This window comes from Paraclostridium tenue (assembly GCF_039521565.1).
In the GTDB taxonomy this organism is placed as follows: domain Bacteria; phylum Bacillota; class Clostridia; order Peptostreptococcales; family Peptostreptococcaceae; genus Paraclostridium; species Paraclostridium tenue.
In genome coordinates, this window is record NZ_BAAACP010000003.1 from 75,258 (window position 1) to 96,364 (window position 21,107).

A 21,107-nucleotide genomic window follows, 5' to 3' on the forward strand; every position below is an offset into this window, starting at 1 on the left:
TACTTATGTTAGATTTGTTTAAGATATTTTCTAATGAGTCTAAAACTAGCAAAAATGTAGCTAAAGAAAGGCTAAAATTAGTTTTAGTACATGATAGAATAGACTGTTCTCCACAGCTTCTGGATCTGATTAAATCAGATATATTAAAAGTTATTGCAAATTATGCTGAGATAGAAGAAGACGGATTGGAAATAAAGATGGCTAAATCTAGAAGTGATGAAGAAGATGGTCCTGTATCAGCATTAGTTGCTAATATACCATTAAAGAATATAAAAGAAAGAAGTAGGTAAAAGGGGGAGGCGTATTAGCCAAGCCCCTTTTTGTATTAATATAAAATTATACGACTTAGGGATGGCCTTAATAGGAAAGATGGTGATGAAGTGTTTGACTATAAATCGAAATTTAAATTGATAAAAGAACTTGATTGGAAACTTATAACTATAGTTACATGCATATTTGCTTTTGGGCTTATGATATTAAGTAGTGCCACTCATGCAACTACAGGGGGTAGTTATTTACAAATAATTAAACAAGGGCTGGCTTTTATTGTAGGAATGGCACTTGTAATAGTTATATTATTGTTTGATTACAATTTTTTAGGAAAGCATTATAAAGGATTATATATAGTTAGTATAATATTACTTTTACTAGTGTGGATACCTGGACTTGGTAAAGATATGGGTGGAGCTAGATCTTGGCTTAACCTGGGGCCTCTTGATTTTCAAACATCTGAACTTGTTAAATTAACATTTATACTAAGTTATGCAAAGTTAGTTGAAGAAAAAAAGGGGAAATTAAATACTATAAAGGATTTAATTCCACTTGGGTTATATGCAGCACCTATATTATTATTATTACTTATACAACCAGATTTAGGTACTGCAATAGTATTTTGTTGTATAATAGGAGGAATGTTATTTACAGCAGGTCTTAACAATAAAATAATAAGAAATACTATTATAGTAATAGTTGTAGCTATGCCTTTGATGTATATGCTTATGGCAAATCACCAAAGAATAAGAATAGATGCATTTTTAAATCCAGAAGATGTTTCATTACCTGGTAACTATCAAGTTATGCAATCTATGATAGCTATAGGATCAGGTGGGCTAACAGGTAAAGGATTATATGAAGGTACACAAAATCAAAATGACTTCTTACCTGTTCAAGACAGTGACTTTATATTTGCTGTTATAGGTGAAGAATTAGGGCTTGTAGGAATGTTTGTTATAATGGTTCTTTATGCATTATTTTTAATAAGAATGATTTCTATGGCACGAGAAGCTAAAGATTTTTATGGAACCTTGATTATAATTGGAGTAATGAGTATGTTTGCATATCAAATTATACAAAATATAGGAATGACTGTTGCTGCAATACCAGTTACAGGAGTAACTCTTCCTTTTGTTAGTTATGGAGGAAGTTCATTAATGACATCATTAGCTAACTTAGGATTAGTTCTAAATGTAGGTATGAGAAGAAAGAAAATAAATTTCTAATATATTAGGGGTGACTTAAATGAATATAGCATTAATAGCACATGATGAAATGAAAAACACTATGGTTGGATTTTGTATAGGCTATGAGCATATACTTAAAAACTATGGGTTATATGCAACTGGAACTACTGGAAAAAGAATTGAAGATGAAACAAAACTTAAAATCAAAAGATTGGCATCTGGACCACTTGGAGGAGACCAACAAATTGGCTCTTTAGTCGTTTCTCAAGAAATTGACTTAGTAATTTTTCTAAGAGATCCAATGACAGCTCAAGCTCATGAACCAGACATACAAGCATTGATTAGGCTTTGTGATGTATATCATGTGCCTATTGCTACAAATCTTGCTTCAGCAGAAATTTTTATTAAGGCATTAGACAGAGGAGAACTTTCTTGGAGGGAAATTAGAAAGACTAAAACTCAACGTATATAAATAAAAAAGCTATCTCAATGAGATAGCTTTTTTATTTATATTATTTAATTGCTTCAGCAAATTTTACACCGAAATCAAAGCATTCTTGTAATGTTTCATCACTTGGGAAGAATTTTTTCTTAAGTGTTTCAACAGGCATTTTGAATCCCATGCTCTTAACAAGCATCTCAGCCATTGTTATACCTTCACCACTCCATCCATAAGAACCAAATACTCCAGCAAACTTACCTTGGTTGGCCATAGGATCTATTAAAGAAAATGCATCCCACATAGGTTTAACCATAGTTCTATTTATTGTTGGAGAACCAAATAGTATACCTTTTGACATAACCATAACATCGTGAAGTTCTGCTAAGTCCATATTTTCTATATCATATAAAGCTGCAGATTCACCAGTAGATACTATACCATCATAGATTTTTTCAGCCATAACTTTAGTATTAGTATAAGCTGATAAGAATAATATAGCTACTTGATCTTGATTAGTAGAATTAACTGTCTCAGTAGACCAATCTACATATCTTTTAACTTGAGCCATAGGATCTTTTGATAATATAGGACCATGAGAAGTTAATATAGTATCAAAATCTAATCCTAATTCTACAACTTTATTTACAGCTTTTAATACATGTTTAGAGAATGGTTTAACTATACAATCAAAGTAATGTTTAGATGATTTTAAATAGTCTTGACTATCTACTACATCAGGATCAACACTTGCAAAGTGACATCCAAAAGCATCACAAGTTAATAAAGTTTTGTCTTCTTCTATATAAGTAAACATTGTATCTGCCCAGTGTAAAAATGGTGCAGATATGAATTTTAAAGTTCTCTTACCTATATTTAAAGTTTCACCATCTTTTATTACATGACATTTAAAAGGTCTATTTACTTGCTCTGTTAAATACATTTTAGCTGCATTAGTACAAATAACTTCTACATCTGGATTTATATCAAGTATATACTTTAAACTTCCAGCATGATCTGGTTCAGTATGGTGTATAACAACATAATCTAAATCCTTTATGTTTGTTAATTTTGATAATTTTTCAATAAATTCATCTTTAAAATTTGGTTTTACAGTATCAAATAACACTTTCTTTTCATCATCTAAAAAGTAAGCATTATAAGTTGTACCAAATTCAGTTTCCATTATGATGTCAAAGATTTTTAAGTCTTTATCTATAACACCAGTCCAATAAATATCTTTTTTAATTTCAAAAGCTTCTTTCATAAGAAAATCCTCCTAAAACGTGGTTAATAAATACATAATTATATTTAAAATATACCCATAAATAAAACTTTGAAACATTTTGTATACAAAAAAGTTTAAAAATTCTTTAAATTTTTTGCCTCAATTATTATATTAACAAAAAATGCGAACGTTTTGAATAGAATAATTGTCAAATTACAAATATTATAGGTAATTATATTTTGATACATCTTAGTATATCGTGTATAATAATATTTATGTTTATAGAATGAAATAAACTTACGGAGGTTTTTTATGAATAAAAAAGTAGACTTAAAAAGGATTCTAAAAAAGGTTGAAAAACCTGCTAGATATTTAGGTAATGAAGTTAATTCAATACATAAAGATATATCAAATGAAAACCTAATAAGATATGCTCATTGTTTCCCTGATCTTTATGAGGTAGGTATGAGTCATTTAGGTAGTCATATATTATATGATGTTATAAATAAAGATGAAGAAGTATTTTGTGAAAGGGTATATGCTCCTAATGTAGATATGGAAGAAAAAATGCGCGAAAACAATATTCCTTTATTTGCATTAGAATCAAGAGAAGCTATAACTAATTTTGATTTTTTAGCTTTTACACTTCAATATGAATTATCTTATACTAACATATTAAACATGTTAGATTTAGCAAAAGTTGAAATATTAGCAAAAGATAGAAAGTTAGATGATCCTTTTATATTAGTTGGAGGGCCATGTGCATATAATCCAGAGCCAATAGCTGATTTTGTTGATATAGTTATTTTAGGTGAAGGTGAAGAAGTTAACCTAGAAGTAATTAATAGATATAAAGAGTGGAAGAAAAATAAAACTACAAGAGATGAGTTTTTAATGGATATAGCTAGCATAGAGGGGGTATATATACCTAAGTTTTATGATGTAGCTTATAATGAAGATGGTACTATAAAAGAAGTAAAACCGAATAGAGAAGGAGTACCAGCTAATCCTCATAAGAGAATAATAAAGAATATGGATTTAGTAGAATATCCAGAAAAATTAATAGTTCCATTTATAGATACTGTTCATGACAGAATAGTGCTAGAATTATTTAGAGGATGTACAAGAGGTTGTAGATTCTGTCAAGCAGGTATGATATATAGACCAATAAGAGAAAAAAGTTTAGATAGATTAAAAGAGATACTTGAAAAATTAGTTAAGAATACTGGGTATGATGAAATATCACTTTCTTCACTAAGTACAAGTGATTATAGTGGGTTATCAGAACTTACTGATTACTTAGTTGAAGAATATGCATCTAGAAACATTGGTATATCATTACCATCACTTAGACTAGATAACTTCTCTATGGAAATAGCTGAAAAAATACAACAAGTGAGAAAGTCAGGTCTTACATTTGCACCAGAAGCAGGAACTCAAAGAATGAGAGATGTTATAAATAAAGGTGTAACAGAACAAAACTTAGAAGATGCTACAAGAAAAGCATTTGAAATGGGATGGAATAGTGTTAAGTTATACTTTATGATAGGACTTCCAACAGAGACATATGATGATTTAGATGGTATAGCTGACCTTGCGTATAAAGTTATAGATATATACAGAGATGTTAATTGTGGAAAGTTAAGAAGAGCATTTGGAGTAACTGTAAGTACTTCAACTTTTGTTCCTAAACCATTTACACCATTCCAATGGCATGGACAAGATACTACTGAACAAGTAAGAGAAAAACAAAGATATTTAGTTAAAAAATTAAAAAATGGAAATATAAAATATAACTACCATGATTCTAAAACTAGTTTAATGGAAGCTGTTATAGCTAGAGGAGATAGAAAACTAAGCAAGGTTATATATGATGCATATAAAGCTGGAGCTAAGTTTGATGGATGGGCTGAACACTTTAAATTAGAAATATGGGAAGAAGCTATGAAAAATAATAATCTTGATATAGCATTTTATGCAAATAGAGAAAGAGATTATGAAGAAGTATTCCCATGGGATCATTTAGATGTAGGTGTTAATAAAAAATTCTTAATAAGAGAAAATGAAAAGTCAAAACAAGATGCTATAACTGTTGACTGTAGACATAAATGTAATGGTTGTGGAATAAATACACATACTATAGGAAGGGGAATGTGCTAATGAGTAAAATAATAAGATGTAAGTTTAAAAAAGAAAATGATATGATATATATATCACATCTTGATTTACAAAGATTATTACAAAGAGCTTTTAGAAGAGCTGAAATACAATTATCATATTCTCAAGGGTTTAATCCCCACCCTAAGATGAGTTATGGACATGCTCTAGCTCTTGGAACAGAAAGTCAAGGGGAGTATTTAGACGTTGAGATAGAAGATGATTTAACATCTGATGAATTTTTAACTAAAATAAATGCTACTATGCCAGAAGGTATAGAGTTTATAAAAGCTAAGGAAATAACTAAAGAAGTTCCTTCATTAGCATCTACTATCGAATATGGTGAATACATGTTTACTTTAGAAGTAGATAAAGAATTATCTAAGGAATTTATAAAAACTAAAGTATCAGATTTAATGAATCAAGAGCAAATATTAATAACAAAGAAAAATAAAAAAGGAAAAACAGTAGAAGTTGATATAAGACCTATGATAAAGACTTTTGATGTTATAGATGTTGAAGATAAAGTTATAACTTTAGAAGCTACTATGTCTACTGGGTCTAAAGCAAACTTAAATACTAATATATTTATACCTAAGATGTTAGAAGCTTTTGGTTTAGATATAGATCCTTTAGATGTTGATATATTAAGAAGAGAATTATATATAGTTAAAGATGGAGAATTAGTAACTCCAATGTAGGAAAGAGGTGGATGTCCACCTCTTTTTCTGGTATCGGGGTCGGCTTGGTGTTTGCGGGATTGCTTCCTTCACACGACGTACTACGTACGTAAGTGTTACGTCAACAATCATACAAACAACTTTGCCTTTTGATATATAAAAGTTATGGACATTATCAAAAAAATAGAGAAAGAGAAGAGGAAGTGAAGTTTTTTGAAAAGTATTGTTATAGAGTCGCTAGTAACTTCTCAGAAAGTAGCTGTTTTAGAGGATGGTAAATTAAGTGAGCTTTTTATAGAGGATAGTTCTAATATAAAAACTGTTTCTAATATTTACAGAGGAGTGGTTAAAAAGGCATTAAAGGGGATAGAAGCTTATTTTGTTGATATAGGAACTGATAAACTTGCTTATCTTAGTATGAAAAGTAATGAAAGTATTAAGTGTGGTCAAGATATTTTAGTTCAGATTAATAAAGAAGCAATAGGAACTAAGGGAGCTAAGCTTAATACAGAAATTAGTTTTGCAGGTAGGTATTTAGTTTTTATTCCATCAAATGAGAGATTGACTATTTCTAATAAGATAAAGTCTGAAAAAGAGAGATTTAGGATAAAGAAAATTGTTCAAGGTATAGATAAAAATTTTACAGGGATTATAAGAACTGAAGCTGTTGGTTGCTCTAGAGAAGAACTTGAAAAGGATATAGAAAATTTAAAAAATAAGTATGAGTATGTTTTAAGAGAGTTTAAACTAGGTATTGGACCAAAAATTTTATATAAGGATTTAGATTTTGCATCTAAATATGTAAAAGATAATGTAAATGATAGTGTAGAAAAAATCATTGTTAATAATAAAGAAAAGTATGAAGAGTTAAAATCTATTTTATTAAATATAAATAAAGATTATAAAAGTAAGTTGATTTTAGAAAATAATAAAGATGTATTTGATTTATATTCTGTGCAAAGTCAAATAGATAAGTGCTTGAGTAGGAAAGTATGGTTAAAAAGTGGAGGCTATTTAATTATAGATAAAACAGAAGCTCTTACAGTTATAGATGTTAATACTGGAAAATTTACAGGGAATTCTAATTTAGAAGAAACTGTTTATAAAACTAATTTAGAAGCTGCACTTGAAATTTCAAGACTTTTAAGAATTAGAGATATGGCAGGAATTATAATTGTAGATTTTATAGATATGCAAAAAAATGAGTATAAGAAAAATCTTATTGATATCTTAAACAAAGAAACATCTAAGGACAAAAGAAAAACTAATGTTATGGGAATTACAAAGTTAGGTTTAGTTGAAATAGCAAGAAGAAGAGAAAAAAATTCAATAGATAGTTATTATCTTGAGTCTTGCTATACTTGTAAAAACGGAGAAAGTATAAAATCTATAAATAGATTAATAGATGAAATAGAAAAAGAAGTTATGAGAGTTAAAGAACATACCTCTTACAATCAAGTAGAAATAGAGTTAAATGATAAGGTTTTTGAAGATATTAACAAAAACCATAAACAAAAAATAGATAGTATAAGTCGAAAATATAATATAAAAATATGTTTAATCAAAAAAACAGAAATAGATCATGAAAAAATGAATATTATTTTTAATAGTTAGTTGACACAAACTATAAATTATAGTATTATTTATAAATGTAGTGCCGCTCAATAAAGGTCTGAAAATCTCTTAAATGAGTACCTTTGATTGGCGAGTTTGAGACCGAGGAGGTGTATTTAATGTACGCTATAGTTAAAACTGGAGGAAAGCAATATAAAGTTGCTGAAGGTGATGTAATCTTCGTAGAAAAGTTAGAAGCTAACGAAGGTGATGTAGTTACTTTAAACGAAGTATTAGCTTGTTCTAAAGATGGAAACTTAGTAGTAGGAGCTCCTACTGTTGAAGGTGCATCTGTAACTGCTAAAGTTGCTGAGCAAGGAAAAGCTAAGAAAGTTATAGTTTTCAAGTATAAAGCTAAGAAAGACTACAGAAGAAAGAACGGACATCGTCAAGCTTACACTAAGTTAGTAGTTGAAAAAATAAACGCTTAATTGTAAGAGCCATGATAAAGGTTAAATATTATCAAAACGACGATTTTAAGCTTAAAGGTTTTTGTCTTAAGGGACATGCTGATTATGCAGAACTAGGTTCTGATATTGTATGTGCAGCTGTTACATCCAATGCCTTATCAGTTATAAATTCTTTAAGTGTACTTAAAAAAATTGAATTTGAAAAAGTGATAGGCCAAGAAGGTCATATTGAGTGTATTGTCGAAGATAAATATCTAGATGAAGCTCAATTATTATTACAACATTTTCAATTAGCAATTAATGAAATTAAAAGGGAATACCCAAAAAATATAAAAATTCTAAAAAAGTAGGAGGTGACTCCAGAATGTTAAAAATGAACTTACAATTACTTGCATCTAAGAAAGGGGTAGGATCTTCTAAGAACGGTAGAGATTCTATATCTAAGAGATTAGGTGTTAAGAGATTCGACGGGCAAGTTGTAACTGCTGGAAGTATAATAGTTAGACAAAGAGGAACTAAAATACATCCAGGAACTAACGTAGGTAAAGGTGGAGATGACACTTTATTTGCATTAGTTGACGGTGCTGTTAAATTCGAAAGAAAAGACAAGAAAAGAAAGAAAGTAAGTGTATACCCAGTTGCTGAGTAATATACTAAAAAAAGGAGTGTTCATACACTCCTTTTTTAAATATAATAATTAATATTAAATATTGTATTTAGTGTTAATTTTGACTTAAATATAGCGCGCATGGAATTTATATTATAGATTATGGCAAATATAAATAAAAAGCTTTAAAAAGAAGGTGAATAATTATGTTTATAGATAAGGCTAGGATATTTGTTAAAGCTGGAAATGGTGGTAACGGATCAGTATCTTTTAGAAAAGAAAAATATGTTCCAGCAGGAGGTCCAGACGGTGGAGACGGAGGCCGTGGAGGAAGTATAATATTTAAGGTTGATTCAGGGTTAAGAACTTTAATGGATTTTAAATACCAAACTAAATATTCTGCACCATCAGGTGGAGATGGAACTAAAAAAAGACAAGCTGGTAAAAATGGTGAAGACTTAGTTTTATTAGTTCCTCCAGGAACAATAATAAGAGACGAAGCTACAGGCCTTGTAATAGCTGACTTAAAAGAAGATGGAGATGAAGCTATAGTTGCAAAAGGTGGAAGAGGCGGAAGAGGAAACCAACATTTTGCAAACGCAATAAGACAAGCTCCTGCATTTGCAAAATCAGGAACTGATGGAGAAGAAAAATGGATAACGCTAGAGTTAAAAATGATAGCAGATGTTGGATTACTAGGATTCCCTAATGTAGGAAAATCAACATTCTTATCAGTTGTAACTAAAGCTAAACCAAAGATAGCTAACTACCACTTCACAACTTTAACACCAAATTTAGGTGTTGTTCAAACTAAGTTTGGAGATAGTTTTGTACTTGCTGATATACCAGGACTTATAGAAGGTGCTGCTGAAGGTATTGGTTTAGGACATGACTTCCTAAGACACGTTGAAAGAACTAAAGTATTAATTCACATAGTTGATATATCAGGGATAGAAGGTAGAGATGCTTTAGAAGACTTTGATAAAATAAATGATGAATTAAAGCTATACAATGAAAAATTATCAACTAGACCACAAGTTGTTGTTGCTAACAAAATAGATATAATGGAAGATGAAAGTAACTTTGAAAACTTTAAAAATGAATTAGAGTCAAGAGGATACAAAGTATTTAAGATGTCTGCTGCAACAAGACAAGGTATAGATGATGTTATAGCTTATGTTTCTCAATTATTAAAAGAAGTTGAAGATGTAGAGTTAGTATCAGAAGAAGAAATGTATAGACCAGAATTAGTTGAACAAGCTGAAGAAGGATTAGAAGTAGAAATAGAAGATGGAGTATATGTTGTTACTGGTAAAGCATTAAGAAGAATAATGTACTCTGTTAACTTTGAAGATATGGAATCTGTTCAGTTCTTCCAAAAATCTATGGAATCTCAAGGTGTATTTGATAAACTAAGAGAAATGGGTATAGAAGATGGAGACACTGTTAAGATATACGACATAGAATTTGAGTTCTATAACTAAAATTAATTTAAGACGTAAAGAGGTGGACATATGTTAAAAGGAAAGCAAAGAGCATACTTAAGATCTATAGCTAACACTTTAAAGCCTATAACTCAAATAGGTAAAGAAGGTGTTACTGAAAGTTTCTTAGATCAATTAGAAGATATGTTAAAAGCTAGAGAAATAGTTAAAGTTTCTATATTAGAAAATGCAGGATTAGATGCGAAAGAAACTGCAAATGCTATATGTGAAGCTTTAAGAGCAGAATTTGTTCAAGCTATAGGATTTAAGTTTACTATATATAAGAAAAATTCTGAAAATCCTAAGATAATATTCCCAGGTCATGAACAAGCAAAAGCTAAAAAAGTAAATGACAAGGTAACTAAAAAAGGAAAACCAACAAAGAGATCTGCTAGATAGATATAAAAAGATGCCCTAAAAATTATATGGCATCTTTTTTTATTTAAATTATTATTATATTAAAATAATATTGAATAAATATTTCAAAATTTCAAAACAAGTAGAAAAAACAATTAAAATATGGTAATATATTTTGAGAAATGGGTAAACGATATACTATATAATTTATTTTAATATTGAAAATAAAAATACATTCAAAATATAGTACTTTTAAGGAGAATGAATATGAGAGTTATAATAGTTGGTGGAGTAGCTGCAGGTATGAGTGCCGCTGCAAAATTAAAAAGAATGAAGCCAGAATATGAAGTTGTAGTTTATGAAAAAACTGATGTAGTATCATTTGGAGCTTGTGGACTTCCGTATTTCGTAGGTGGATTCTTTGATGATCCTAATAATATGATAGCAAGAGCACCTGAAAAATTTAGAGAAAGTGGAATTGATTTAAATATATTCCATGAGGTAGTATCTGTTGATACTAAAGATAAGAAATTAAAAATTAAAAATGTAAATACAGGGGAAGAATTTATAGATAACTACGATAAGTTAATGATAGCAACAGGAGCTAGCAGTATAATACCTCCTATTAAAAATGTTAAGCTTGAAAATGTATCTACATTAAAAAGCTTAGAAGATGGCATAAAGATAAAAGAATTAATGAATAAAGAAGATATAAAGAAAGTAGCTATAATAGGCGCTGGATTTATAGGACTTGAAGCTGTAGAAGCTGCTAAAAAATTAGGTAAAGATGTAGTAGTATTCCAATTAGAAGATAGAATATTACCTCAAGTATTTGATAAAGAGATAACTGACATACTAGAAGAAGAAATAAGAAATCACAATGTTGATTTACGTTTAGAAGAAATAGTTAGTGAATTAGTTGGAAAAACTAAAGTAGAAAAAGTAATAACTAATAAAGGTGAATATGAAGCTGATTTAGTTATAGTTGCTACTGGTGTTAGACCAAATACTGCATTTTTAAAAGATACTAATATAGACATGCTAAAAAATGGGGCTATAATAGTTGATGAGTTTGGAAAAACTTCTGTAGAAGATATATATTCTGCTGGGGATTGCGCCACTATAAAAAATATAGTAACTGGACAAGATTCATATGTTCCACTTGCAACAGGAGCTAATAAGTTAGGAAGAATAGTTGGAGAAAACTTAGCTGGAGCTAATATTAGTTTCCAAGGTTCTTTAAGCTCAAGTTGTATAAAAGTTATGGATATGGAAGCTGCTGCAACAGGAATTACAGAATCTCAAGCAGTTAAGTTAGGAATGAATGTTAAAGCTAAGTTTATATCTGACTTTAACCAAACTAATTACTATCCAGGTAGAAATAAAATGTATGTAAAATTAGTGTATGATGCAGATACTAAAGTTATACTAGGTGGACAAGTGGCAGGATTTAAAGATGCTGTTCAAAGAGCTAATGTATTAGCTGCTTGTATATTTGGTAAATTAACTACAAACCAATTAGGTATGCTAGATTTATGTTATGCACCACCATTTGCTAGAACTTGGGACATATTAAATGTAGCTGGAAATGTATCTAAATAACAAATTAAAATATATATTAAAATAATTATACCCCTGGGTAACGAAATGTTACCTAGGGGTTATTTATGTAGTAAAATATATTATATGAATTGAGGAGGTAATTATGGGAAATATACTGCTTTTAGAAGATGATAAATCTTTAAATAGGGGAATAAGTTTTAAGTTGAAAAAAGAAGGCTATAAAATTTTTAATGCCTTCAATATAAAAGATGCTAAAGAAATATTTAAAAGTAATAAAATAAATTTAATAATATCAGATATAGGACTACCAGATGGAGATGGATTTGAATTTTGTGAGTATATAAGAAGTATAAGTAATGTACATATAATAATGTTAACAGCTCTAGATCAAGAAGTGGATATAGTTACAGGTTATGAAGTTGGAGCTGATGATTATATAACAAAACCATTTAGTTTGATAGTTTTAATATCAAAAGTTAATGCAGTTATGAAAAGAATAAGTGATTTTACAAATGAAAATCAAATTTATTGTGATAATTTAATTTATAATTATGTAGATGGTAAAATTACAAAAGGTAGCAATGAAATAATACTTAGTAAAAATGAAGGAAAATTACTTAGATATTTAATGGAAAATTCATGTCAAATTGTTACAAAAGAACAACTTATAGAAGTTCTTTGGGATATTGATGGGAATTTCGTAGATGAAAATACAATAGCAGTTAATATAAGAAGGCTAAGACAAAAGGTTGAAGAAAATCCATCAAACCCAGATTATATAAAAAATATTAGAGGCATTGGATATACCTTTGAAAAGAGGTGTATTAAAAAATGATAGAGTTATTAAAAAGAGAACCTATAATAAGGAGAATTTTTTTAATAGCTATTATAGGAGTAATATTAATATTTGGAGCATTTTTCATATTTCAATATGAAAATTTGAAAAATATATACTTAGAACAACAAAATATAAATAAAAGAATAGTTGGAAAATTAGTAAACAAGTATCCTCAATCTGAATCAGATATAGTAAAAAGCGTTTATAGTGAAAGTAAAGAATATGAAAATATAGGACAAAATATTTTGAAAAAATATGGATATGATGAAAATTATAATATGATTAGAAATATAAATTTTCATCAACATTTAAAATATTTCCTGGTAAATAATTTGATTGTTTTTGTTGTTGTAATGATATTAATGATAATAATGCTATCAAATTTGATGAAATATGTATTTTCTAAGTTAAAAATAATAAGTAAAAATATAGAAAATATAATTCATAATAAATATGAAATAGAAGATGATTTCAAGGAAGAAGAAGTATTAAATATAATACATTCAGATTTAAATAAACTATCTAAAAGTTTAAATTTAAAAATAAATAATATATATAAAGAAAAAGAAAGTATAAAAGAACTAGTCACAGATATATCACATCAATTAAAAACTCCATTAGCATCTTTAAAGCTATATAATTCTTTATTACTAGAAGAAAAACTTGATGAAGAAGATAGAATTGAATTTTTAACAACTAATAAAATGTCTATAAATAAACTACATAATCTAATTGATTCTTTAGTAAATATATCTAGGCTAGAAGCTAGTATGATAAGTATAAAAAAAGAAGATAAAAGTATAAAACAAACTTTAACTAAAGCTATAGATAGCGTTAAAGCAAAGGCTAATTTAAAAAATATAAAAATTAGCGTAACAGATTTTGAAGATAAAACAATACCTCATGATTCTAAATGGACAGAGGAAAGTATATTTAATATTTTAGAAAATGGAGTTAAATATACTCACGATAACGGGAAAATAGAAGTCTCAGTACAAGAAACTATAAACTTTATAAGAATTGATGTAAAAGATAATGGTATAGGTATAGATAAAAGTGAATTTAACAATATATTTAAAAGGTTTTACAGAAGTGAAAAAGTAGAAGAAATGGAAGGTTCAGGGGTAGGACTTTATTTAAGTAGAAAGATAATAGAAAGTCAAGGTGGAAATATTATTGTTTCATCAAAAATAGGACAAGGCAGTAAGTTTTCTTTATTTCTTACAAAAGTGTAAGCCAATATGAAAGTGTTATGTAAGGATTACCTTTTATCATTAAAGTATAAAGAATAGAGATAAGGAGAATTAAATTATGGAGATTTTAAAAACTAAAAATTTAAAAAAGTATTATGGTAAAGGAGAAAGTTTAGTAAAGGCAATTGATGACACAAATATAAGTATAATTGAAGGTGAATTTGCTGCAATAGTTGGAAAGTCAGGTTCTGGGAAAAGTACTTTGCTTCATATGATTGGAGGACTTGATAGACCAACAGAAGGTAAGGTTTTTATAGATAAAAAAGATATATTTACATTAAAGGATGAGCAATTAGCTATATTTAGAAGAAGAAAAATAGGATTTATTTTTCAATATTATAACCTGATACCATCGCTTAATGTATGGGAAAATATTGTTTTACCAATAGGTCTTGATAATAAAGAAGTAGATAAAAATTTTATAAATGATATTATAAATGCTTTAGGGCTTGAAAATAAAAAAGAGTCATTACCTAATACTTTATCTGGGGGACAACAACAAAGAGTTGCTATAGCTCGTGCTTTAGCAAGTAGACCGTCAATAATACTTGCAGATGAACCAACTGGAAACTTAGATTCTAAAACTTCTGATGAAGTTATGAGTTTGTTAAAAACTATGATAAAAAAATACAATCAAACATTAGTTATGATAACACATGATGAAACTATAGCACAAATGGCTGATAGAGTAATCTATATTGAAGATGGTAAAGTAGTAAAGGACGGTGCTATAAATGATTAATACTACTAAAATAGCTAAAAGTAATTTAATGATAAATAAGGCAAAAAGTATAATAATTATTATCACTATAATATTATCAACTACATTATTATCAGCAGTTGGCTTAACATGTTTAGATTGGAGTAAAGCTAATAAAGAGAGAGTTATAAAATATTCAGGAACACAACATGGCGTTTATGGTAATATGGGTGAAAAGAAAATTGAAGAAATTAAAGCTCATGCAGATATAGATGCTGTAGGATTATTAAATGGCATAGGAATTATTAACTATGATGATAAAAGTAAGGTAGCTTTATCATATGTAAATGATAAATCTATGGAGTTAAGTAGTATAAAGCTTGAAAAAGGAAGTATGCCTAAATTAAAAAATGAAATAGCATTAGATGATTTAGCATTAAAAAAATTAGGATATAAAGGCAGAATTGGAGAAAAAATAAAAATAAAATATGAAGATTATGCTAAAAAAGGATTTACAGAAAATGAATTTATTTTATCTGGTATAATTGAATCTAATGAAATGGCAAAAATTAAAAGAATTTATTCTGGCATAGTTTCTAAGGAATATATGAACTCTACAAGAGATATGAGTAAAGAAAACTTTAATGCATATATTACTATTAAAGAAGAAACTAACTTAAGTGGAGATGAATTAAAGCTTAAAGTAGAAGATATAGCTAAAGATTTAAATATACCTAAGGCAAGAGTTTTAGTTAATGAAGATTATATAAATACATTAAAACCAGACATGGAAGTTATAATGTGGGGTGTTGTAATTGGTATTATAGTTATAATGTCTAGTATATTAGTAATATATAATATATTTCATTTATCGGTGGTAACTAAAGTACAAGAGTTTGGAAAACTAAGAGCTATAGGAGCTACAAAAAAACAAATTAAATCAATAGTTCTTAAAGAAGGTATTTTCTTATCTATGATAGGAGTTCCAATAGGAGTTTTAGTTGGCTTTTTAATAAATGAATTTGTTATAGGAAAGATATTTATGTTTGAAGGGAAGGCTTTTAAATTACCTATGATTATAGGAGTTATGATTATAAGTTTAATAACTATATATATATCATTACTTAAGCCTATGAAAGAAGCATCTAAAGTATCTATAATAGAAGCTGTAAGATACAATGGAGAAGATAAAAATAATAAAAAAAGCAGAAAAGGATATGAAAGTATAAACTTAAATAGACTTTCCTGTGCTAACTTAAGTAGAAATAAAAAGCGTACTTATATAACAGTAATATCACTTTCATTAAGTGCTATAATATTTGTCGTTATATCTAGTGTTATGAATAGTATAGATGCAGAAAAGATGACTAGAGAACGATTTTCACAAGATATAAAAATAGATTTAGATGGATATACATATGGAGAAGAGGATAGTCCTGATACTGAAATGAATATTTTACAGAAAAATAATCCTTTAGGAGAAAATTTTATAAACAAATTATTAAATATAAATGGAGTAACTAATATAGATAAAAGTAAGAGTGCTAAATGTGAATTAAATGGATATAAAACTGAGTATAAATACCATGATTTATCCAGTGTGAATGAAAATGATTTAAAGAATTTAGAGTTTTATTTAGAAGATGGAGAAATAAACTTAGAAAAGTTAAAATCAGGAGAAGAAATACTTATAACACAGCCGGAATTAGCAACAGAAATAGGGATAAAAGTCGGTGATAAAATAACTTTAACCTTATATGATGGAGATAAGAAAATAAAAAAAGAATTTAAAGTTCAAGGTATAACTTCAAACCCATCTACATTTGCTATGCATTATGATGCATTTGATAAAATGTTTGATACAGATACAACAACAACTATTAGTGTATATACTCAAAAAGGTGAATATGAAAATATTAAGTCATATATAGAAAGTTTAGATAAAAATGATGATTATATTCAAGCAAACTATATAGATGAATTACTTAAAGATAATAAACTATCTATAGCTGTTACCAAAGGTATAGGTTATGCATTAGTCGTAATTATAGGAATTATAGGATTTATGAATTTGATAAACTCTATGATAACAAGTATTATAACTAGAAAAAAGGAACTTGGAATGTTACAAGCTATAGGATTAACAGATAAACAACTTGTTAAAATGTTAAATATAGAAGCTATGTTTTATATAGGTACAATGATTTTGAGTTCATTAACTTTAGGAACAGGAATTGGATATATTGCAGTTTATGCATTTAGAAAAACAGGAGCTTCATATGCAACTTATACATTCCCTCTAAATCAAATTTTAATTATGGTTTTTAGTGTATTTATAGCACAATTACTTTTAACTTACTTTATAAGTAAGAATTTTAATAAAGAATCATTAATTGATAGAATTAGATATAGTGAGTAATTTTTGATAAACAAAAAACTACTTTAGATGGGTTTTCCGATATTTCCATTTAAAGTAGTTTTTTTATTAGTTATTTTTTATATGAACATCCATTTGAGGGTAAGGTATATTTATACCTTCTTCATCAAATTTAATTTTAACTTTTTCTAATAAACTAGCATGTATAGTCCAATAATTTTCAGAATTACACCAAACTCTAACGGCGAAATCTATTGAACTTGGACCATGAGCAACCATTCCTACAAAAGGAGCTGGTTCATGTAAAATAAGATCTTGAGTTTTAACTATATCACTTAAGACATTTTTAACATGATTTATATCATTATCATAACTAACATTAAAAATTAAATCAACTCTTCTTGTTGCTTTAGCAGAGTAGTTTACTAAACTTCCATTAGATAAAGTTCCGTTAGGTATTAAAATTAATTTATTATCTATAGTAGTAAGCTTAGTATAAAAAAGGCCTATCTCTTCTACAGTACCTTGATATATACCTGTTTCTATGTAATCGCCTACTTTAAAAGGTCTAATTAATAATATTATAAAACCTCCGGCAAAGTTAGATAAACTTCCTTGAAGAGCTAAACCTATAGCAACCCCTCCAGATGCTATTAAAGCAGCAAATCCTGTAAGTTCTACATCCCAGTATCCAAGTACAATTATAAACAATAATAGTTTTAAGGATATTTCTACAAAACCATGTAAAAACTTTGTAAGTGTAATATCTACAGATTTTTTTTCTAAAAATTTAGTAAAGTGTTTAACCACTTTTTTTATAACTTTTAGTCCTATAAATATAACTATAAGACCAATTATAAGTTTTATACCATAATTTGTTACCCAACTTATAAAATTTTCTGTTAGTTTATCTAATGGCATATTGCTTAATCTTTCAACTTCATTAGTTACTGATTTAGCTACATTATTAGTCAAGTACAACACCTCGTTTCTAAAAAATTATACTAATAGATAATATAATAATATTCGACAAATGTCCACAAAATGAAGCTGAAAAGATTATACATAAAGATTAAGTAACAGTAACTTTTAATTTAGCAGTAATCAGACTCATCAAAATTAAGTAGTTTGTTTAAAACTCTTTTAATAATATCATAGCCAAAACCTTTATAAGCTAAATGTTGAGATATCTTTTGATAAATTTTATTTCTATCTTCATTTTTAACACGTTCGTATCTTTTTTTAGCTAGATACATTGCATTTTCAAATTCTACATCTGAATCAATATCAGAAACAACAGAATCTATGGTATTTCTATCTATTCCTTTGTTGTATAAATTTTGTTTAATTCTGTTTTTACCACATTTATTAAGTTTTAAGTTAGTGTTAGTTATTCTTTGAGCAAGATCTTCGTCATTTACAAAATTATATTTTCTTAAAAAAACAAGCACATCTTCTATAATATCTTCATCAAAATCATTAGATAATTTGTTTATTATATTTTTTTCAGATTGAGGAGCTTTAGATAAAATATTTAAAGCTTTGTTTTTAGCTTTTATATACATTTCATCATAAAGCATATTTTTTAAAACTTCTTCATCTATTTCCATTCCTTTTTTTAGATTTAAAGTGAAAACTAATTCTTTATAAATTCCCATGAAAAATTGATCGTTTAAATATATGTTAACTCTATCTTCATTTTTTTGTTGAGCTTCTATTTTAGTTATTATAGGCATATATATCTCCTTTGTATTGTTATAATATTTACATTAAATATCTTTCTAAACATATACAAAATTATACAGGAAAATATAGAATAATTGTATCTAAGAAGTAAAAATTAATGATACAATAGTAGTATAAAGGACAAAAGGAGATAGTTAATGAGAATTGATGAATTAGTTTTAGAAGCCAGGAATATAAACAACCTAAAGTCAAATTTTCATGAAACGGGAAATGAGAAAATAAAAATTGGTATAATGGGAGGAACTTTTGACCCTATACATTATGCACATTTAGCAACAGCGGAATATATAAGAGAAACTTATAATCTTGATAAGATACTTTTTATACCAAATGGAAATCCACCGCATAAGTTAAGATTAATAACAAATAAAATAGATAGATACAATATGGTATTATTAGCAACAATGAATAATGATAACTTTGTAGTTTCAGATATGGAAATGAACAGAGAATCTAGGACTTATACGATAGATACATTAAGAGAACTTCATAAAATATATAAAAATGCTAATATATACTTTATAACTGGATTTGATGCTATTTGTGATATGGAAAGTTGGAAAAATGTTTCTGAAAATTTTGAATTAGCAACTTTTATAGCAGCAAATAGGCCTGGAGTAAGCTCTTTAGAAGCTAAAGAAAAAATAGAAAAGTTAAAAACTAAATATAATGCTAATATAAGGTCTGTAAATGTTCCTTCTTTGGATATATCGTCAACATATATAAGAGAGCATATAAAGGATGGTAAATCTATAAAATATTTAATTCCTGAAAATGTAGAAACTTATATATATGAAAAAAATATATACACAAATGGAGATGAATAAATTTGAATTTAGAAGACATAAAAAATAAGTTAAATGAAATGTTACCTAAAAATAGAATGATACATTCACAAGGAGTAGCTGATTGTGCAGTTAAGTTAAGTCAAATATATGGCTATGATAAAAATAAAGCATATTTAGCAGGCATACTTCATGACTGTGCAAAATATTTAAGTCAAGAACAAGTTGATTATTATGTAAATAAATATGAAATTTATCTAGATGAATATGAAAAAGATAACTTAGCTTTGTCTCACAGTATAATAGGATCAGTATTAGTTAGACATGAATTTTTAATTGAAGATATAGATATAATAACAGCTGTTAGATATCATACAACTGGAAAATCAAATATGGATATGTTAGAAAAAATAATATATATAGCTGATTTAATCGAAGTAAACAGAGATTATCCAGGAGTAGATGAACTTAGAGAGTTAGTTTATGATGGAAAAATGAATGAAGCTTTATTAAAATCTTTTGACAATACTATAAAACTAGTAATTGATAGAAAACAAATAATACATCCTAGAACTATAGAAGCTAGAAATTATATTTTAAATAAAAAGCATTAATAAAATAAATCACAATAATTATAAACATAAAGTATTATATAATAATAATAATAATAAAAAGTGAAAAGTTTTATTAAATAAGTTAATACTAATGATATAAATTAGTATTAGAAATATAGTTTTTTGTGGTATAATATAAAAACGCGAAAAATAAGGAAGGTAGGAATTTAACATGACGACAGTAGAACAAATGGTTAAAGTTATATATGATGCTATCGATGATAAATTAGGTAAAGATATATCTATAATAAATGTAGGTGCAGTATCAAGCTTATGTGATTACTTTGTAATAGCAACAGCTGGATCTCAAAGACAAGTAAAGGCTATAGCTGACAATGTAGAAGATGAACTTACTAAGTTAGGAATAGAATCAAGAGGTAAAGAAGGATACGAAACTCAAGAGTGGATATTACTAGACTTTGGTGATATAATGGTTCACGTATTTAATGAAGAAAATAGAGCATACTATAACTTAGAGAAAATGTGGAAAGATGCTCCATATGTTGATGTTGACACATTAGCATAATAATTATATAATTTAAAAATATAACTTAAAATTAAAATAGACTAGAGTAGTAAAATTAAATTTTGATTTCAGAGAGCTAGTGGTTGGTGTGAACTAGTATAAAGTTGATTTGAACTTGCTAGGTAAAATCTATTTAACCGTAGTTGGTATAAAGACTAATCCAAGAGGGTTATTTATAAAAATAACCAATTAGGGTGGTACCGCGAGTAATATCCTCGTCCCTAAACAGTAATGTTTAGTGACGGGGATTTTTTAATATAAAAATATAG

At 27.6% G+C, this 21,107-nt stretch carries 22 protein-coding genes and 1 other annotated feature; of the genes, 19 read left to right on the forward strand and 3 right to left on the reverse strand.

Features of this window, described 5'->3' with window-relative positions; all coding sequences use genetic code 11:
* Positions 1–5 precede the first annotated feature (5 nt).
* The 3 genes from minE to mgsA all read left to right on the forward strand — a co-directional run bounded on the left by minE (position 6) and on the right by mgsA (position 1,932).
* Positions 6–290 (forward strand): cell division topological specificity factor MinE, encoded by a 285-nt coding sequence (gene minE / locus ABFX13_RS03705; RefSeq protein ID WP_021125000.1) that lies wholly within the window; start codon positions 6–8, stop codon positions 288–290.
* Between the two features lie 117 nt (positions 291–407).
* The gene (rodA, locus tag ABFX13_RS03710) at positions 408–1,499 is read left to right on the forward strand and encodes a rod shape-determining protein RodA (protein WP_346042668.1); all 1,092 of its coding nucleotides are present in this window, start codon (positions 408–410) and stop codon (positions 1,497–1,499) included.
* A 19-nt stretch (positions 1,500–1,518) separates the two neighbouring features.
* Entirely contained in the window at positions 1,519–1,932 is a 414-nt protein-coding gene (gene mgsA / locus ABFX13_RS03715; RefSeq protein WP_147546216.1) for a methylglyoxal synthase, read from the forward strand.
* 40 nt (positions 1,933–1,972) lie between these two features.
* Here mgsA and ABFX13_RS03720 read toward each other — a convergent pair whose 3' ends face one another.
* Positions 1,973–3,166 carry an FprA family A-type flavoprotein gene (locus ABFX13_RS03720; RefSeq protein ID WP_346042671.1) on the reverse strand — a complete coding sequence of 398 codons (1,194 nt, stop codon included), beginning with the start codon at positions 3,164–3,166 and terminating at the stop codon, positions 1,973–1,975.
* Between the two features lie 273 nt (positions 3,167–3,439).
* Here ABFX13_RS03720 and ABFX13_RS03725 point away from each other — a divergent pair, with 273 nt between their 5' ends.
* The 13 genes from ABFX13_RS03725 to ABFX13_RS03785 all read left to right on the forward strand — a co-directional run bounded on the left by ABFX13_RS03725 (position 3,440) and on the right by ABFX13_RS03785 (position 17,209).
* Complete coding sequence (locus ABFX13_RS03725; RefSeq protein ID WP_346042673.1) at positions 3,440–5,287, forward strand: TIGR03960 family B12-binding radical SAM protein; 1,848 nt, start codon at positions 3,440–3,442, stop codon at positions 5,285–5,287.
* Complete coding sequence (locus ABFX13_RS03730) at positions 5,287–5,985, forward strand: TIGR03936 family radical SAM-associated protein (protein WP_346042675.1); 699 nt, start codon at positions 5,287–5,289, stop codon at positions 5,983–5,985. The genes ABFX13_RS03725 and ABFX13_RS03730 overlap by 1 nt, the downstream gene beginning before the upstream one ends.
* Before the next feature lie 192 nt (positions 5,986–6,177).
* On the forward strand, positions 6,178–7,578 hold the full coding sequence (locus ABFX13_RS03735) for an Rne/Rng family ribonuclease (RefSeq protein WP_346042677.1): 1,401 nt from the start codon (positions 6,178–6,180) through the stop codon (positions 7,576–7,578).
* Between the two features lie 119 nt (positions 7,579–7,697).
* Positions 7,698–8,009, forward strand: coding sequence for a 50S ribosomal protein L21 (gene rplU, locus ABFX13_RS03740; protein ID WP_147546226.1), 312 nt, complete (start codon positions 7,698–7,700; stop codon positions 8,007–8,009).
* Positions 8,010–8,020: 11 nt separating this feature from the next.
* Entirely contained in the window at positions 8,021–8,338 is a 318-nt protein-coding gene (locus ABFX13_RS03745) for a ribosomal-processing cysteine protease Prp (RefSeq protein ID WP_346042680.1), read from the forward strand.
* Positions 8,339–8,352: 14 nt separating this feature from the next.
* Positions 8,353–8,637 (forward strand): 50S ribosomal protein L27, encoded by a 285-nt coding sequence (gene rpmA, locus ABFX13_RS03750; protein WP_021124986.1) that lies wholly within the window; start codon positions 8,353–8,355, stop codon positions 8,635–8,637.
* A gap of 164 nt (positions 8,638–8,801) precedes the next feature.
* Complete coding sequence (gene obgE, locus ABFX13_RS03755) at positions 8,802–10,079, forward strand: GTPase ObgE (protein WP_346042684.1); 1,278 nt, start codon at positions 8,802–8,804, stop codon at positions 10,077–10,079.
* Between the two features lie 30 nt (positions 10,080–10,109).
* A complete protein-coding gene (locus ABFX13_RS03760) occupies positions 10,110–10,478 on the forward strand; it encodes a YhbY family RNA-binding protein (RefSeq protein WP_346042687.1) in 369 nt (122 codons plus the stop codon).
* Between the two features lie 225 nt (positions 10,479–10,703).
* Entirely contained in the window at positions 10,704–12,038 is a 1,335-nt protein-coding gene (locus ABFX13_RS03765; protein ID WP_346042689.1) for a CoA-disulfide reductase, read from the forward strand.
* 103 nt (positions 12,039–12,141) lie between these two features.
* Positions 12,142–12,834: a response regulator transcription factor gene (locus tag ABFX13_RS03770; RefSeq protein ID WP_346042691.1), complete on the forward strand. Its 693-nt coding sequence runs from the start codon at positions 12,142–12,144 to the stop codon at positions 12,832–12,834.
* Positions 12,831–14,072: a sensor histidine kinase gene (locus ABFX13_RS03775; protein WP_346042693.1), complete on the forward strand. Its 1,242-nt coding sequence runs from the start codon at positions 12,831–12,833 to the stop codon at positions 14,070–14,072. Before ABFX13_RS03770 ends, ABFX13_RS03775 begins: the two co-directional genes overlap by 4 nt.
* A 76-nt stretch (positions 14,073–14,148) precedes the next feature.
* On the forward strand, positions 14,149–14,832 hold the full coding sequence (locus tag ABFX13_RS03780) for an ABC transporter ATP-binding protein (RefSeq protein WP_346042694.1): 684 nt from the start codon (positions 14,149–14,151) through the stop codon (positions 14,830–14,832).
* Positions 14,825–17,209 carry an ABC transporter permease gene (locus ABFX13_RS03785; RefSeq protein WP_346042695.1) on the forward strand — a complete coding sequence of 795 codons (2,385 nt, stop codon included), beginning with the start codon at positions 14,825–14,827 and terminating at the stop codon, positions 17,207–17,209. Before ABFX13_RS03780 ends, ABFX13_RS03785 begins: the two co-directional genes overlap by 8 nt.
* 66 nt (positions 17,210–17,275) lie before the next feature.
* Here ABFX13_RS03785 and ABFX13_RS03790 read toward each other — a convergent pair whose 3' ends face one another.
* Positions 17,276–18,142, reverse strand: a complete 867-nt coding sequence (locus tag ABFX13_RS03790; protein WP_346042698.1) for a mechanosensitive ion channel family protein — start codon at positions 18,140–18,142, stop codon at positions 17,276–17,278.
* Between the two features lie 119 nt (positions 18,143–18,261).
* Complete coding sequence (recX, locus tag ABFX13_RS03795; protein WP_346042701.1) at positions 18,262–18,903, reverse strand: recombination regulator RecX; 642 nt, start codon at positions 18,901–18,903, stop codon at positions 18,262–18,264.
* Positions 18,904–19,050: 147 nt separating this feature from the next.
* On the opposite strand from recX, the gene nadD reads away from it, so the two are divergent.
* The 3 genes from nadD to rsfS all read left to right on the forward strand — a co-directional run bounded on the left by nadD (position 19,051) and on the right by rsfS (position 20,838).
* Positions 19,051–19,740: a nicotinate-nucleotide adenylyltransferase gene (nadD, locus tag ABFX13_RS03800; RefSeq protein WP_346042704.1), complete on the forward strand. Its 690-nt coding sequence runs from the start codon at positions 19,051–19,053 to the stop codon at positions 19,738–19,740.
* 2 nt (positions 19,741–19,742) lie between these two features.
* Positions 19,743–20,312 (forward strand): bis(5'-nucleosyl)-tetraphosphatase (symmetrical) YqeK, encoded by a 570-nt coding sequence (yqeK, locus tag ABFX13_RS03805; RefSeq protein ID WP_346042706.1) that lies wholly within the window; start codon positions 19,743–19,745, stop codon positions 20,310–20,312.
* 172 nt (positions 20,313–20,484) lie between these two features.
* Positions 20,485–20,838 (forward strand): ribosome silencing factor, encoded by a 354-nt coding sequence (gene rsfS / locus ABFX13_RS03810; RefSeq protein ID WP_147546250.1) that lies wholly within the window; start codon positions 20,485–20,487, stop codon positions 20,836–20,838.
* 30 nt (positions 20,839–20,868) lie between these two features.
* Positions 20,869–21,064, forward strand: a binding site (T-box leader).
* Positions 21,065–21,107 lie beyond the last annotated feature (43 nt).

Excerpts from the sequence above, each read along its gene's own strand:
- ABFX13_RS03775 (WP_346042693.1), top strand. The coding sequence starts at position 12,831 with ATGATAGAGTTATTAAAAAGAGAACCTATAATAAGGAGAATTTTTTTA.
- nadD (WP_346042704.1), top strand. The coding sequence starts at position 19,051 with ATGAGAATTGATGAATTAGTTTTAGAAGCCAGGAATATAAACAACCTA.
- rsfS (WP_147546250.1), top strand. The coding sequence starts at position 20,485 with ATGACGACAGTAGAACAAATGGTTAAAGTTATATATGATGCTATCGAT.
- ABFX13_RS03725 (WP_346042673.1), top strand. The coding sequence starts at position 3,440 with ATGAATAAAAAAGTAGACTTAAAAAGGATTCTAAAAAAGGTTGAAAAA.
- ABFX13_RS03730 (WP_346042675.1), top strand. The coding sequence starts at position 5,287 with ATGAGTAAAATAATAAGATGTAAGTTTAAAAAAGAAAATGATATGATA.
- ABFX13_RS03745 (WP_346042680.1), top strand. The coding sequence starts at position 8,021 with ATGATAAAGGTTAAATATTATCAAAACGACGATTTTAAGCTTAAAGGT.
- ABFX13_RS03720 (WP_346042671.1), bottom strand. The coding sequence starts at position 3,166 with ATGAAAGAAGCTTTTGAAATTAAAAAAGATATTTATTGGACTGGTGTT.
- ABFX13_RS03780 (WP_346042694.1), top strand. The coding sequence starts at position 14,149 with ATGGAGATTTTAAAAACTAAAAATTTAAAAAAGTATTATGGTAAAGGA.
- recX (WP_346042701.1), bottom strand. The coding sequence starts at position 18,903 with ATGCCTATAATAACTAAAATAGAAGCTCAACAAAAAAATGAAGATAGA.
- rpmA (WP_021124986.1), top strand. The coding sequence starts at position 8,353 with ATGTTAAAAATGAACTTACAATTACTTGCATCTAAGAAAGGGGTAGGA.
- ABFX13_RS03760 (WP_346042687.1), top strand. The coding sequence starts at position 10,110 with ATGTTAAAAGGAAAGCAAAGAGCATACTTAAGATCTATAGCTAACACT.
- ABFX13_RS03785 (WP_346042695.1), top strand. The coding sequence starts at position 14,825 with ATGATTAATACTACTAAAATAGCTAAAAGTAATTTAATGATAAATAAG.
- mgsA (WP_147546216.1), top strand. The coding sequence starts at position 1,519 with ATGAATATAGCATTAATAGCACATGATGAAATGAAAAACACTATGGTT.
- rplU (WP_147546226.1), top strand. The coding sequence starts at position 7,698 with ATGTACGCTATAGTTAAAACTGGAGGAAAGCAATATAAAGTTGCTGAA.
- obgE (WP_346042684.1), top strand. The coding sequence starts at position 8,802 with ATGTTTATAGATAAGGCTAGGATATTTGTTAAAGCTGGAAATGGTGGT.
- ABFX13_RS03770 (WP_346042691.1), top strand. The coding sequence starts at position 12,142 with ATGGGAAATATACTGCTTTTAGAAGATGATAAATCTTTAAATAGGGGA.
- ABFX13_RS03765 (WP_346042689.1), top strand. The coding sequence starts at position 10,704 with ATGAGAGTTATAATAGTTGGTGGAGTAGCTGCAGGTATGAGTGCCGCT.
- minE (WP_021125000.1), top strand. The coding sequence starts at position 6 with ATGTTAGATTTGTTTAAGATATTTTCTAATGAGTCTAAAACTAGCAAA.